We start from the raw sequence: 13,696 nt of genomic DNA, 5'->3' as shown, positions 1-13,696 counted from the left end.
GCTCCGTGCGGCACGCCCGTGCGCGCCGGATCTCCCCGTGTCGACTGGAGAAACGGAAATTCCTCCATGTTCCGGACGGCGAAGCTCAGCACACGCCCGCGGACCGGGCGGGCGGGCGCATGGCGGTGCGGGCCGCGAGCACGTCCGTGCAGGCGGACAGCGTTTCGCGCGCGACGTCGTCCCAGCTTCGCGCCATCGCGCGCGCGATCGCCGCGTGATCCCAGGTGCGGGCCAACGCTTCATCCAGCGCCTCTGCAAGCCGCACAGGGTCGCGCACCGGCACCAGGATCCCCGACCCGGCGGCGACGATCTCTCCGGAGCCGCCAACGTCGGTGGCGACTACCGGGCAACCGCAGGCCAAGGCTTCCACCAGCACGTTCGGATAGCCCTCCGACCAGCTTGGCAATGTGAGCACGTCGGACGCCGCGATCCACTCCGCGACCTGTTCGGGCCCCACGCCCCCGGTCATGCGTACGCGTGCGGACAGGCCGCTCGCCGCCACCATTCCCGCAAGCCGTTCGCGCATGACGCCGTCGCCCACCAGGGCAAGCATGGCTTCCGGATCACGAGCGTGGACCGCGGAGAACGCTTCGAGCAGCTCCTGCATGCCCTTGGACTCGATCAAGCGGCCAACGTAGGTCACGAGCTTCGCCCGCGGGTCGATGCCGAGCCGCCCCCGCACCGCTTGCCGATCGCGCGGTTGGAAAACCGCGGTGTCGACACCGTTGACGATCGTGCGGACCGTGCCCGCATCCACGCCGAAGTCGTCGATCACCGCTCGACGCATGGCCTGGCTCACGGTCAGCACCGCGTCGGCGCCATGGAGCGTCTTCCGGGTCAGCCAGGCCGACACGCCCGATCGCATGTGGATGTCGGAGCCGCGCCCGCCGACGATGCACGGTACGCCGAGCGCCCGGGCCGCATGCAGGGCGGCGTGGCCGTCGGGATAGACCCAGTATGCGAGCACGATGTCCGGGGCGAAGCCGCGCAGCCGCGGGGCCAGCGCACGGCCGCCGACCAGACCGTTGCTTGCGCGAGAAAGGCCGGGGAACCCCGGATAGGTATAGGACTCGAGTTCGATCCCCTCCAGCGCATAGCCGGGGCCGACGATGCCGCCGAGGAACGTCCTGGGCGCCAGTCCGGGCAGGCGTGGATGGCGGACCTGCGGGAAGTACACGCGCACATCGGCGAGCCGCGAAAGCGCGCGCGCGGTCTCATGGATGTAACGCCCTCGCGCAAGGTCGTGCGGTACCGGGAGATTCGGCGTAACCAGCGCGATCCGCGGCATGGTCACGACATCACCAGCAGGATCCTGAGCAGCACATAGAAGCCCAACGCAGCGACGCCCGCCAGCAGCACCCATCGGAACATGTCGCCGCTGAGGCGGAAGGCCGGCACGGCCGGGAAGCGCTCCCGCACCGCAGTGAAGTGCGCAACCACCAGCGCCGCCAGCAGGTAGAGCAGGATGATATAGCTCCGGCTGAGGAAGAATGCCGTGGCTGCGAAGCCCACCAGCGAGACCAGCAGCGCCGTCGCAACCGCGCGGTCGCGGCGCCACTGCTCGACCAGGGCCATGTCCCAGGCGGCATCGAACGCGGGTGCGGCGGCTTCACCTTCACCTTCACCCTCACCTTCACCACCGCCTCCTGTCGCAGCGTCGTCCCACGCCCACTGCTGCCCCGGATAGCTCCCCTGCGGTGCCTCGCGCAGGATGCGCACCATCATCCAGAAGCAGTAGCCGATGAAGGCGAACCACAGCCCGAAGCCGATGACCCCGTTCTCGGCGAGCACCAGGACCAGTGAGTTGTGCGCGGTGAGGTGGTGGTAGTTGGTGAAGTTGCCGGTACCGACGCCGTACAGCGGGCTGCCGATGAACATCTGGATGCCTTCGTACCAGGCTTCCACCCGCCCTGATGCCGACCGCTCCGTGACGTCGAGCTCGTTCAGTCGGGAAGGCAGCAGGCGCATTGCCACCAGGCCCGCCACCGCAACCACCAGCGCGCTTGCCGGACCACGCCGCACCCACAGGAAGACGCCCAGCATCGCCGCCACGGCCAACATGCCGCCGCGGGAGTTGGTGAGGTAGATGCCGTAGAGCAGCAGCCCGGCCACGCCCAGCCACAGCATCCGGCGCAGGCCGAACAGGCCGCCGCGACTGGCCAGGTACACGGCCATCGGCAGGCAGATCACGAACAGCATCGCAAGATCGTTGGGATCGCTGAATATCCCGAGGTACTGGATGCGTCCGTCGTCCACCAGCGGCATGCCGGTCCAGCCGACGCCGGTCGACTTCTGGTCAACGCCGTGCACGGCCATCAGCGCGGCGCTGGCGGTGAACACCACCATCACCCAGGTCATGCGCCCGGGCGCGGTGGTGGTATTGGCCAGGACCACGAAGGCGACCAGGCTCGGGGCGAACAAGGTGAAGTGCTCGACCGCGCCGCCGACCCATCCGTTGAGTGCGATTGACAGCGATGTCATCAGCACGAACACCGGCAGGATCAGGTACTGCGGCTCGTCGAAGCGCTTTTCCCGCGAGCCCAGCCACGCCAGCAGGGCACTGACCAGGGCGATCGGCAGCAGCGGGATGCCCGCATCCACCATCTGTGGATACTCCTGCGGGCGCAGCAGCACCAGCAGCAGGTAAAGGGAAATGCACAAAAAGGCGAGCATCAGACGATCACCAGAGGTGCAGCCTGCGGCCGCGTGCGAAGGCGAACACGGCCTGGGCCGCGAACAGGTTCATGTGCACGAACGCGACCAGCATGCGCACCGGAGGCACCGCCGCGAGCGTCGGCACGCGCGGAACCAGCGCAACCAGCGCGACCCCCGCCACAGCCGCGATCGCGCAGGCGAGGTAGAAGGCATGTCCGCGCGCCAGAACCAGCGCTGCCAAGCCCATCGCCAGCAGCGCCCACGGGGCCGCCAGGCGCAACAACTTGTGTCCGACGAAGCGGAACCAGAGCGGGTTCCGCCCGGGATGCAGCAGCCAGGGCGCGAGCTGCACCAGCTGCAGGTTTCCGGCCAGGGTGCGCACCTTGCGCACGCGTTCGCCAGACACGGAATCCGAGGCGCGATCCCAGGCCACTGCTGCCGGCTGCCAGGTCACGCGCGCGCCCTGCGCGGCCACCTGCATGGGGACCAGCACGTCGTCAAGCACTGTCTCGGCCGGCAACGGGCGAAACAGCGTGCGGCGCATCGCGTACAAGGCACCGCTTACGCCGACCACGGAACCACTTGCCGCCTCCGCCTGGCGGATCGCCGATTCGTAGCGCCAATAGGCATCGACGCTGGCTGCGAAGCCGGTGTCTGGATCCTCGAAGCGGAGCTGTCCGCCCACGACCCCCACCGCGGGATCGGCAAGGTGCGCCACCAGCGCCCGCAGCGCGCCGCGCTCGATCCGCTGGCGGACGTCCACCATCAACAGCACGTCGCCGACCGCCGACGCCACGGCATCGTTCAGGCAGCTCGCCTTGCCGCGCCGCTGTGGGAACTCCAGCACGCGCACGCGCGGATCCCCGACCCCGCGCGCGGCGTCCGCCGTGCCATCGCTGCAGCCGTCGCAGGCGACCAGCACCTCGATGCGCCTGTCTGGATAGTCCAGCGCCAGCAGGTTGCGCAGTTTGGCTGCCACGCTGGCCTCAGCGTCATGCACCGGCACCACCACGCTGACCGTCGGCAGCGCCGCGTCCGCGCGGGCCGCGACCGGACGCGGCGCGATCCGCGCAAGCAGCAACATGCACAGCGGATAGCCGGCGTAGGTAAACGCCACCACCAGCAGGCAGCTCCAGAACACCAGAGTCACGGCGCGGCCCTTCCGCCGGCAAGGCGCATTGCCCAGCTGCCGCCCCATGCCGCCAGGCGCGGGTAACGCTCGCCCAGGCCGGCGAGGACCCGGGCATCGTCGCGCCGCCATGCGCGATAGGCCACGCTGGCAGCGACATAGACCAGCACGTATGCCGCGGCCGCCACCAGCCCGCCCCAGGACGCCGGCAACACGCGCACCAGTACCAGCGCCGGCACGAACGCCGTGGCCGCCGCGGCCATCAGCCGGAGCAGTTCGCGCCACGGCATGCGCAAGGCCAACAGGTAGGTGATGCCGACCGAGGTGACCGAGAACACCAGTATCCGGGACACCGCATGCGCCAGCACCGCCCCGGCCAGGCCGTGGCGCGGCACGAGGTAGATCGCCAGTGATGCCGTCAACGCCAGCGACAGCACGACAAAGCCAACGCGCAGCTTCTGGTTGTCCGTGGTCGACAGCAACGCGCCGAAGGCCCCCTCTGCGAGCGTAAGCCCTCCGACCACCACCATCACCTGCAGCGGCAGTACCACCTCGCCATAGGCATTGCCGTACAGCAGCACGACCAGTGCGGGCGCGGCCAGCGCGCCGGCGCCGGCAAGCAGCAGGCCCAGCGCAGCGTAGTAGCGCACGGCACCGGCGACGATGGGTCCCACGCGCTCGCTGCCACCCGAACCGTAGGCGTGCGACATCATCGGCATCAGCACCGTGCCCAGGCCGGAGGACAGCATGTCGATGCCGCCCCGGGTCAGCGCCGCCGCGATCGCGAAATAACCCACGGCAGCTGCACCCACGGTGCGGTTGAGCAAAAAGGTCTCGATCGACTTGTTGCTCAGCGCCCAGGCAAGCACCAGCAGCACGGTCCACCACAGGTGGCTGCGCACGCGCGGCTGCAGTGCGGGCTCGAGCCGGGTGTAGTTGGGCAGCAGGTTGGCACGGCGCCGCAGGGTCCGTCCGGCGATGGCATGGCCTGCACCCACGATTGCGAACAGCACGACATATGCCTCCAGCCCCGCCCCCATCCACAGCAGCAGCAGCACTGCGCTGATGTTGAGCAGGCTCATCGCTACCGTGGCCCCGGCCTCGATGCCGTAGTGGCCGTGGCCCTTGGCGATGGAGACATCGAAAATGAACCAGGCCTTGCACATGCCGGCGGCAAGCGTGGCGACCGCGAACAGGCCCAGACCTTCGTGTTCCCAGCCGGTGGGCTTGAACTGCGGCAGGAACACGAGGAAAGCGATGGCCACCAGCGCCGCGCTCGCAAGCTGGCGCTTCAACAACCACCCGTGCACGCTGCCTGCGGCCTCCGCCGAGCCCCGTCCGAGACTTTCGGACACGAAGCGGATCGCGGTCGTGGTGATGCCGTTGTTGACCACCAGCACAAGCAGGCCCGCCAGCCAGACCACGTAGGCATAGCGTCCGAAATCGTCCGGGCCAAGCGTGCGCGCGATGACGATGCTGGTGAGCATGCCCAGCGCGTAGGTGACGTAGGTCGACCCCGTGACCATCATCGCGCCGCGGAACGCGGACACACCGCTGAAAAGCTGATTCGACTGCTGGCGTGCCAAAGTGTTGATCGCTGGGCGAAGGTGGCTGTCATTGAGAACGTGCATGCGAACCCGATCCGGCCACCCGGTCCCGTCTTGCGCGCTTCCATTCGCGCTCCCATTGGCCTCTCCAGGCCGGCCTCCGCGTTCGATGTCCAGGACACTCCGAAAAAGCGCGCCCCAGCAGTCATGCGGTCAGGAACCATGTATTACGACGCCTGCAGCCGGCAGGAAATCGTTGACGACTTCGCCTCCCGCGGCCGCAACCGCAGGCGCTACGTCACCCGCAAGACCGCGGTCCGGTCTGGCCGGTGAGCGCAGCACCAAGGGCCACCGCGCCGCGCCTGGCGGGCGATGGCCGGCTCTCCATCCTGCACGTGGTCGACTCGCTCGAATGCGGCGGCCTGGAGCGCGTGGTCGCCGATCTGGCGGTCGCGCAGCGAGACCATGGCCACTCGGTGGCGGTCTTCAGCCTCACGGACGCCACCGGCCTGGGGCCCGAACTCACCGGCGCCGGGATCCAGGTGATCGAGGGCGGCAAGCGCAAGGGCTTCGACCTCGCGCCGCTGGCGCGACTTCTGCGCACGATCAAAGACAGGCAGACCGGCATCGTCCACAGCCACAACTTCGTGCCCAACTACCACGCAGCGCTGGCCCTCGCGCTGCCCGGGCGGGCGCGCGCCACGCTGGTCAACACCTGCCACAACATGGGTGGCCGGCTGTCCAGGCCGCGGCTGCGAGCGCTGTACGGGTTCTCGCTGACGCGGACCGCGCGCGTGGCCGGGGTCGGCGACCAGGTGGCGCAGCACCTTGTCGAGCAAGGTCTCGCACCACCGGCCCGGGTGGTCGCGGTGCGCAATGGCGTACCGGTTCCGCAGTCGCCAGGCGCCATCGACCGCGCTGATGCGCGCGATGCGCTGGGAGTGCCCGCCGACGCGCTGGTGATCGGCTGCGTCGGCCGGCTGGTAGAGCTCAAGAACCACCGCCTGCTCCTCGACCAGGTGCCGGCGCTGGCGGCCATGTTTCCCGATGTACGCGTATTGCTGATCGGCGACGGACCCATGCGCGCGTCGCTCGAAGACCGGGCACGGGTGCTCGGCATCGAAGCGCATGTGCGGTTCACCGGCGCCCGCGACGACGTCGGGCGTCTGCTGCCGGCGCTGGACGTGTTCGCCCTGCCCTCGCGCACCGAGGGCCTTTCGATCGCGCTGCTGGAAGCCTGCGCGGCGGCGCTGCCGGTACTGGCCAGCGATGTCGGCGGCAACCCGGAAATCGTGCGCCATGGCCGCACCGGGCTGTTGTTCCCGAGCGACGACGGCGCGGCGCTGCGCGCAGCGCTGGTGCAGCTGCTCGCGGACCGGCAGCTGCGCGCTTCGCTGGGCTCGGCCGCGCGTGCCTGGGTGGTCCACAGCGCCTCGATCGACGCCATGCGCGCAAGCTACGACGAGCTGTACGCGGAGGCGATCGGTGCCGCCTAGCGCTCCGCGCCGTCGCCCAGAGCGTCGAACGTCCTGCGCATGCCTTCCGCCGTGGCGACCTTCGGCGTCCATCCAAGCGCCTTGAGCGCGGCATTGGAATGGCGGAAGCGCCGGTACATCGAGCGCACGATGTAGGGCGTGAACACCGCGGGCAACTGGCCCTTCGAACGGCGGTTGTACGCCACCAGGCCGCGCGACCCCAGCAGCAGGGCCCAGTACGGAACCGGCAGCATGCGTATCCCCCGCATCCGCGCACGGTAACCGCGCAGGTAGTCCGCGCAGTCGGGCAGGTCGTCATCCACCACGCTGTATGCGGCGCCGTCCGGTGCCCGCAGCGCCGCGAGCGCGATCGCGTCGGCGCAGTTCTCGACGTAGGTCAGGGGCAGTTCGGCGCGCCTGCCGAGGCTGAAGAACAGGCCCATCGCCGAAATGCCGACGCGCGACGATGGTCCGGCAGCACCCGGCCCGTAGATGACGCCGGGACGCAGGGTCACCGTCTCCAACCCGCCTGCTCGCCGGTATGAATCGACCAGCTGCTCCTGCCGCGTCTTGGCGTGCGCATAGGCACCCTTGGAGATACCGACGTCCTCGATCGGCACCGACTCGTCGTGGACCGCGCCCGTCGCCAGTCCCTCGGTGCGATAGACCGAGAACGAGCTCACCAGTACCAGCCGGCGCACGCCGGAGGCCACGCTGGCATCGAGCAGGTTGCGCGTGCCGACCACGGTGTTGGCGAACATGTCGGCGGCCGACCCGCGCATTCCGGCTGCGGCGTGGACCACGCAATCCACGCCGGCGGTGGCCGGGTCAAGGTCGTGGCGGTACAGCAGGTTGGCGCCCACGGTCTCGATCGACGCCGAGGGAAAGCGTTCGGCCAGCTGCTCGACCAGCCCCGCTGGCGGCCGTCCGCGGAAGTGCAGGCGCAGCTGGTCCACGCCCTGCTCCAGCAGGCTGGCCGCGACGTGTCGCCCCAGGAAGCCGCCCGCGCCCGTGACCAGGACCCTCATCGCCCCGCCTCCGTCTGGCCCACCGCATCCACGATGGCGTCGATCAGCGTCGCCACCTGCAGGATTTCCGCGGCCGGGACCGGATCCGGCGCAACGCCGCGGATCGACTCGTGGAAGCGCTGCAGCAGCACCCGCATGCATTCGAAGTAATGGAAATCGTGGCGTGCGAACGCCGCGAGGTTGCCAAGGCCGCTGCGCGCGAAACGCGCCGACTGCACCCAGGCCGGGAACAGTCGCCCGATCGCGCTGGGCTGCTCCTGGCGCTGGCTGCGCACCAGCGTCCGCGCGCCGTAATCGAGCTCGACGGTGTCGCGCGTGCCGCGCACGGTCATCGCATGCGACACCGGGCGTGCGTGCGAGCTGACCATGCCCGACACCGTCACGCCGTTGCTGCCGGAAAGCAGGAAGCGCAGCTCGTCGGGCATGGCATCGACCAGCGCGCTGCCGCTGTCGGGGCGCATCCGCCACGCCCTCGCATGGACCTCGACCGGGCCCTGCAAGAACGGCACCACCTTCGCCAGCACATGGTCGATGACGTTGTGGAACAGCTTGCCGGGCAGGCGATGCACCCAGTGCGCGGGATCGGACATGACCGCGATGCCGTAGTCGCCGGAGAGGTTGTAGCCGTAGCTGGTGTCGATGTGCACCACGTCGCCAAGCCGGTCCTGGTCCAGGAGGCCGTGGAGGGCAAGCGCCGGCGACTCGAAATTGTAGAGGTAGTTCACGCACGCCTTGCGGCCGTTACGCGCGGCGCAGTCGAGGATCGTTGCCGCCCCGCGGGCGTCGAGCGCGAACGGCTTCTCGACAAACACATGGCAGCCGGCATCCAGCGCCATGCAGGCGAGGGCGACGTGCGAGTCGGGTGGCGTGGCTACGTGCACGACATCCAGCCTCTCCGCGGCGAGCATGGCCGCGACGTCCGTGTAGCCCGCCACGCCCGGCCAGCGGTCGGTGAACTGCCCGACCATCAGCGGCTCGCGGTCGCAGGCGGCGACGAGCTCGACGCCGTCCAGCGCGCGCAGCTGTTCGGCATGGCCGTCGGCGATCTTGCCGCAGCCGATGATCCCGACCCGCATCAGACCCCCTCCGTCATGGCCCTGGCCTTCCCGGGGCCGGTCACAGGGCCACCGCGCGTGGCTCGGCCATCGCACCGCCACTGACCGCCTTGCCGGCCGCGCGGTAGCCCGGCCGCGGCACTTCGTAGTCGCGGCAGCGGTTCGGGTCGCCCGCCAGGCCGTCCTCGGCCGCGCGCACGATGTTGTACATCTCGCGTGCGCTCACGTAATGCAGCTTCCATTTCTGGCCGTCGTTGTATCGCGACTCGAGGTAGTCGTAGGCCTGGTCCATGGGCGCACCCAGCAGGGTGTCCATGTCGCAGTCCTCGGCGCCGTGCGTGTGGATCTTCACGAAGGTCCACTCCGGCCGCCCCTCCACGTGGATGCCGGTCTGGACCCAGGCATCGATGCGGTCGCGGCTGGGCGGTGCCACGGCGCGGATGTCGCTGTTCTCGATCCGCGGCAGCAGCCCGAACTTGCGGCTCTTCCAGCGCAGGCCCAACGGCCCCTGGATGATCATCAGGTCGCCGTCGCTCTTGCCGCCCACGCGCACGCGCTCGCCGGTGTCGTGCGACTTCGGCTTCAGCGGATCGTCGGTGGCGCGGTAGATGCGGTTGATCGTGCGCGGCTGGCAGGGATCGGGAGCGGCGGGGAAGGTGAAGTCCGCGTAGCAGCCCTCTTCGCGCAGCACCGTCAGCTCGTTGTCCACCCCGCAGTGATTTCCGCTCGGGTGGCTGTTGTCGAGTGCCCAGTCGCCATGGATGAACGCCCAGCGCGGCTGCCCGGTCACCGGGTCGCGTGGCAGCGCGTCGTGGCGCGACGCCAGGGTGTCCGCGAAGTCCGCAAGCTTGGCGCGCAGGGTCGCCTCGGTGTCGTCGTGGTGATGCAGGTGGATCTCGATCTCGCCCAGGCCCATGCGGCACAGCTCGACCAGCGAATCGATGTGCTCCGGGCGGTACTCGTCGCCGGGAAAGAAGAACGAATGCACCGGCGGCCGGCCGTCGGCGTCGCGGTGGCCCTCGCACAGCCGCGGCAGGTCGCGCTGCCAACGCGCCACGCGCTCGCACTCGCGCTCATGACCCGGCTGCCCCCAGCCCGGCTCGTAGTGATCGACAAAGCAGAACAGCAGGTGCCGCGTGGTTCCCTCCGGCACCGGTGCGCGCCAGTCCTGGCGCAGCCAGGAAAACAGCCAACCGGCGACGTTGCGACGGTGGAGCAGGTATGCGGTCACCGCACCGGCAAACAGCAGCGCCAGCGCTGCGGCAAGCGCCAGCCAGGCCAGCGACGAGCCCCACGGGCCGCGTGCAGCCGCAGCGGAGGCTTCTTCCCCGGCCTGGCCATCAGGCGTCCGGGCATCTTCGCCCGATGGTGCGGGGTCGTTTGCCGGCGTGCCGTCACCGGCCGGGGCAAGGCCCGGCGCGGCTGCGGGCACGGCCTGCACCTCGGCGCCGAACGCGCCGATGGTCATCGCACCGATGCGAAGCGAGCCGGTGATGTCGTCCTCCAGGCCCTCCACCGGCATACCGGGCCCGGCGACGGCTGCCGTCGCAAGCAGCCGGCCGTCTTCGTCGACGCGGAACTCGCCCGAAAGGCCGTGGGCATCGCTGCCCGACTGGTCCTTCCAGCGCACGAACGGCAGCGGCAGGGTCAGGCGCGGGTCGCCGGTCCCCGGCCGCGCATCCAGGAAACTGCAGCCATTGCGATAGGCGTTGTAGTCCATGCCCGGGGCTCCGTCGAGCGCGGACAGGCCACCCATTTCGCTTGAATGGCGGATCTCGACGCAGCGCCCGCTGCCCACCACCAGGTTGTTGACCAGCCGTGGATTGACGCTGGGCGGGCGCCCGGCGTGCGGCTCCCGGTCCTGGAAGGCGATGCCGAAGTACAGCCCTGCATGGCCCCTGCGCCCGGCATCGACGATGGTGTTGTTGGCCACCAGCGCATCCTTCGCCGCGTAGAGCCCGATCCCCGAATAGCCGGTGTTGCGCACCAGGTTGTTGCGGACCACGCCACGCACGGACTCGTACCAGCCTGGGTTCACCTCGGGATCCAGGTACTCCGGGCTGGTGTCGAAGCCGACCAGGATGCCCGCGACGCCGGTGTTCTCGATCCGGTTGCGCTGGACCAGCACGTCGGCGGCGCCGCCCTTGAAGTACAGGCCGGTGGTGGCGATGTCGTGGATGTGGCTGTCTTCCACCACCATGCCCGAGCCGTTGACGTTGTCGATGCCGTCGGCGTTCATCGCGTCGACCGGCGTGCCCGGCGGATAGGCGGCCCCGGTGTTGCGGATCTCGACGCGGCGGATCGTCACGTTGTCCGACTTGGGCGTGATCTTGATGCCGTCGCGCCCGGTGTCGCGGATCAGCAGGTCCTCAAGCACGACGTTGGAGGCCCCGTGTTCGCTCGCGGGGCCGCCCTGGTACCAGTTGGTCTGCATCATCACGCCGTAGACCCGGCCGCCGCTGAGCTCGAGCGTGCTGATGCGGCTGCCCGAGGCTGTGGGATCCACCTGTACGACCACGGTTTCTGGCGTCGCGATGTCGCAGTGGATGTGCGCGCGCTCGCCTAGATGCGAGCGCAGCACCAGGCGCACGCGCAGGCGCACGTCGCACTCGTTGTAGGTGCGGTTGCCCGGAGGCGCGCGCAGGGTCACGGTGTCGCCGTGTCCGACCAGGTAGTTCGCCGGAGACAGCACGTGGCCGATGGTCCGGAACGGCCGCTCGCGGCTGCCATCGTTGCTGTCGCTGCCTTCGGTTGAAACGAACCATTCACGCGCGCCCAGGGGCGGCGCGACGGCCACCAGCAGCGCCAGGACCATGCACGCGAACGGGCCGCGATGGCGGCCGGCTGCGCCGGCGACGGGGGTTTCATGGGACGGCGCGTGGTGCTGGTGCATCGGGTTTCCCGTGTGGATGGCTGGTTGCGCCGTGGTTTCGCGTTGGTATGGACAACGGGAATATCGGCGGCGACAGGCCGCGGTCGGGGATGGCCGGATGATGAAGAGGGACATGGTGGCGAAGGTGCTGGCGACACCGGGCCTGCGCCGCATGGCAGCCGCAGCGCTCCCGCGCGACGGGGTGCTGGTGCTGAACTACCACCGCGTTGGCGACAGCAGCCGCTCGCGCTACGACCGCGCCCTGTGGAGCGCCACCGCCGAGGGCTTCGATGCCCAGGTCGCCTTCCTGAAGGCCAACTGCGACGTCATCGCGCTCGACGACATCGCCGATGCCCTGCGGCGTCCCCGCGGGCGCCACGTTGCGATCACCTTCGACGACGGCTACCTCGACAACCACGACATCGCCTTCCCGGTGCTGCTGCGCCACCGCGTGCCCGCGGCGTTCTTCATCGCCACCGGATTCATTGACCGCAAACTGCTCCCGTGGTGGGACGCGATCGCCATGCAGGTGCGCGAAGCCCGCCGTGCCTCGCTGGACCTCGCGCCCTGGCTCGACCAGCCGGTCACGCTGGAGCGCGACCGCGAGGCCTGCATCCATCGCGTGCTGGGCGTCTACAAGCAGCTGCCATTCGAGCAGCTCGCTCCATTCCATGCCCGCCTGGCCGCCGAAACCGGCATCGAGCCACCGGAGACGGTGGAGGACCAATGGATGGACTGGGACATGGTCCGCACGATGGCCGATGCCGGCATGACCATCGGCGGCCACACCGTGAACCATCCGATCCTGTCCACATTGTCCGCGGCCGCTCAGCACGCCGAGATCGCGGGCTGCGCGACCCGCCTGCGCGAGGAACTCGGGATCGCGATGACGCACTTCGCCTACCCGGTCGGCAGCCCTACCGCGTTCAATGACGACACCCGGCGCCTCCTGCGCGAAGCCGGCGTGCAGCAGGCGTTCTCGTTCTACGGCGGGATCGCGAATGCGGGATCGGCGCAGCTCGACCTGCAGCGGACCGCCGTGGAGGAAGGCATCGGCCGCGATCTGTTCCGGGCCATGGTGCAGGTCCCGCAGCTGTTCTGCCGCCAGGCCGTGGCGTGAGCCGGCAGGTGCGCACCATGGCCGGTGGCGTCGACTTCGCGAAGACCTACGCAGAGCTTGGCGTGGCGCCCGACTGCGGCCTCGTCGCATTCAAGCAGGCGTATCGCCGGCGCGTGGCCGAACTGCATCCCGATCGCCCGGCGGTCCGGCCCCGCAATCCGGACGTTCTCATCGCGCTCAACCTGGGCTATGCCGCCGTGCTCGAATTCCACCGCGGGCAGGGCCGGCTTCCCGGCGCACCGGTTCCGGCCGGCAGCGCAAACACCGCTTCCACGCTTGATCCACACCCACAGCCACGGCCGCGGCCGCAGCCGCAGGCACAAGCGCAGGCACAGGCGGCTGCCGGGTCGCGCGTGGTCAAATCGCCCTCGCCCTCGCCGGCTCCAGAAGGGGCTGAACGGCGCGTGCCACGCATGCGCGTGCTGTTGCTGCCGGTGCTGCTGGTGGTCGCTGCGATCTGGCGCTGGCTGCCGGTCTCGGACCCGCCGTCGGCGGCCGCCATCGTCCCCGGCGCGTCCCACGACACCGTGGCGTCGGCGCTGGTCCATGCACAGCTCGGCATGGATCGCCGCACCGTGGTCACGCTGATGGGCGAGCCCGTCGCACGCGACGCCGACGACGCGCACTGGATCTACGGGCCGTCGTGGATGCATTTCGAATGCGACCGCCTGGCCGACTGGTACAGCTCGCCGCTGCGGCCACTTCGCGTCGGCTCGCCCAGGCCGGCGCCGGACGACATGGCGCGGCGCGAGGCGGGCGCGACCTGCATTCCAGGCGGCAACAGCGCCCGGCACCGCATCCACGGGGAGTCCTGA

At 69.8% G+C, this 13,696-nt stretch carries 10 protein-coding genes; 3 read left to right on the top strand and 7 right to left on the bottom strand.

Going from position 1 to position 13,696, the window contains the following annotated elements; all coding sequences use genetic code 11:
• Positions 1-85 precede the first annotated feature (85 nt).
• Genes WCD84_RS06860 through WCD84_RS06845 form a run of 4 tightly spaced genes read right to left on the bottom strand, consistent with a single transcriptional unit; the run spans position 86 to position 5,415 of the window.
• Positions 86-1,288: a glycosyltransferase gene (locus tag WCD84_RS06860; protein WP_343280888.1), complete on the bottom strand. Its 1,203-nt coding sequence runs from the start codon at positions 1,286-1,288 to the stop codon at positions 86-88.
• A gap of 2 nt (positions 1,289-1,290) precedes the next feature.
• The gene (locus WCD84_RS06855; protein ID WP_343280863.1) at positions 1,291-2,673 is read right to left on the bottom strand and encodes an O-antigen ligase family protein; all 1,383 of its coding nucleotides are present in this window, start codon (positions 2,671-2,673) and stop codon (positions 1,291-1,293) included.
• A 7-nt stretch (positions 2,674-2,680) separates the two neighbouring features.
• Complete coding sequence (locus WCD84_RS06850) at positions 2,681-3,805, bottom strand: glycosyltransferase family 2 protein (RefSeq protein WP_343254859.1); 1,125 nt, start codon at positions 3,803-3,805, stop codon at positions 2,681-2,683.
• Complete coding sequence (locus WCD84_RS06845) at positions 3,802-5,415, bottom strand: lipopolysaccharide biosynthesis protein (protein ID WP_343280862.1); 1,614 nt, start codon at positions 5,413-5,415, stop codon at positions 3,802-3,804. The genes WCD84_RS06850 and WCD84_RS06845 overlap by 4 nt, the downstream gene beginning before the upstream one ends.
• Positions 5,416-5,660: 245 nt before the next feature.
• Here WCD84_RS06845 and WCD84_RS06840 point away from each other — a divergent pair, with 245 nt between their 5' ends.
• Entirely contained in the window at positions 5,661-6,827 is a 1,167-nt protein-coding gene (locus WCD84_RS06840; protein ID WP_343280861.1) for a glycosyltransferase, read from the top strand.
• Here WCD84_RS06840 and WCD84_RS06835 read toward each other — a convergent pair.
• The 3 genes from WCD84_RS06835 to WCD84_RS06825 are packed head-to-tail and all read right to left on the bottom strand — an operon-like array spanning position 6,824 to position 11,782.
• Positions 6,824-7,834, bottom strand: coding sequence for an NAD-dependent epimerase/dehydratase family protein (locus tag WCD84_RS06835; RefSeq protein WP_343277992.1), 1,011 nt, complete (start codon positions 7,832-7,834; stop codon positions 6,824-6,826). The two genes, WCD84_RS06840 and WCD84_RS06835, sit on opposite strands and share 4 nt — an antisense overlap.
• Positions 7,831-8,910, bottom strand: coding sequence for a Gfo/Idh/MocA family protein (locus WCD84_RS06830; RefSeq protein ID WP_343280860.1), 1,080 nt, complete (start codon positions 8,908-8,910; stop codon positions 7,831-7,833). The genes WCD84_RS06835 and WCD84_RS06830 overlap by 4 nt, the downstream gene beginning before the upstream one ends.
• A gap of 40 nt (positions 8,911-8,950) precedes the next feature.
• A complete protein-coding gene (locus WCD84_RS06825) occupies positions 8,951-11,782 on the bottom strand; it encodes a right-handed parallel beta-helix repeat-containing protein (protein ID WP_343280859.1) in 2,832 nt (943 codons plus the stop codon).
• 97 nt (positions 11,783-11,879) lie between these two features.
• Between WCD84_RS06825 and WCD84_RS06820 the strand changes: the two genes are divergently transcribed.
• Together WCD84_RS06820 and WCD84_RS06815 are read left to right on the top strand one after the other, a co-directional pair.
• Complete coding sequence (locus tag WCD84_RS06820) at positions 11,880-12,881, top strand: polysaccharide deacetylase family protein (RefSeq protein ID WP_343280858.1); 1,002 nt, start codon at positions 11,880-11,882, stop codon at positions 12,879-12,881.
• Entirely contained in the window at positions 12,878-13,696 is an 819-nt protein-coding gene (locus tag WCD84_RS06815; protein WP_343280857.1) for a J domain-containing protein, read from the top strand. Before WCD84_RS06820 ends, WCD84_RS06815 begins: the two co-directional genes overlap by 4 nt.

Origin of the sequence: Luteimonas changyuni, assembly GCF_039548395.1 — a bacterium.
In the GTDB taxonomy this organism is placed as follows: Bacteria; Pseudomonadota; Gammaproteobacteria; order Xanthomonadales; family Xanthomonadaceae; genus Luteimonas.
The sequence above is the reverse complement of the archived record's forward strand: the minus strand, read 5'-3'. Positions and strand labels throughout refer to the sequence as shown.

What these genes read in the sequence shown, in the direction of transcription:
- WCD84_RS06860 (WP_343280888.1), bottom strand. Translation starts at nt 1,288, where the DNA reads ATGCCGCGGATCGCGCTGGTTACGCCGAATCTCCCGGTACCGCACGAC.
- WCD84_RS06855 (WP_343280863.1), bottom strand. Translation starts at nt 2,673, where the DNA reads ATGCTCGCCTTTTTGTGCATTTCCCTTTACCTGCTGCTGGTGCTGCTG.
- WCD84_RS06845 (WP_343280862.1), bottom strand. Translation starts at nt 5,415, where the DNA reads ATGCACGTTCTCAATGACAGCCACCTTCGCCCAGCGATCAACACTTTG.
- WCD84_RS06835 (WP_343277992.1), bottom strand. Translation starts at nt 7,834, where the DNA reads ATGAGGGTCCTGGTCACGGGCGCGGGCGGCTTCCTGGGGCGACACGTC.
- WCD84_RS06830 (WP_343280860.1), bottom strand. Translation starts at nt 8,910, where the DNA reads ATGCGGGTCGGGATCATCGGCTGCGGCAAGATCGCCGACGGCCATGCC.
- WCD84_RS06825 (WP_343280859.1), bottom strand. Translation starts at nt 11,782, where the DNA reads ATGCACCAGCACCACGCGCCGTCCCATGAAACCCCCGTCGCCGGCGCA.
- WCD84_RS06820 (WP_343280858.1), top strand. Translation starts at nt 11,880, where the DNA reads ATGATGAAGAGGGACATGGTGGCGAAGGTGCTGGCGACACCGGGCCTG.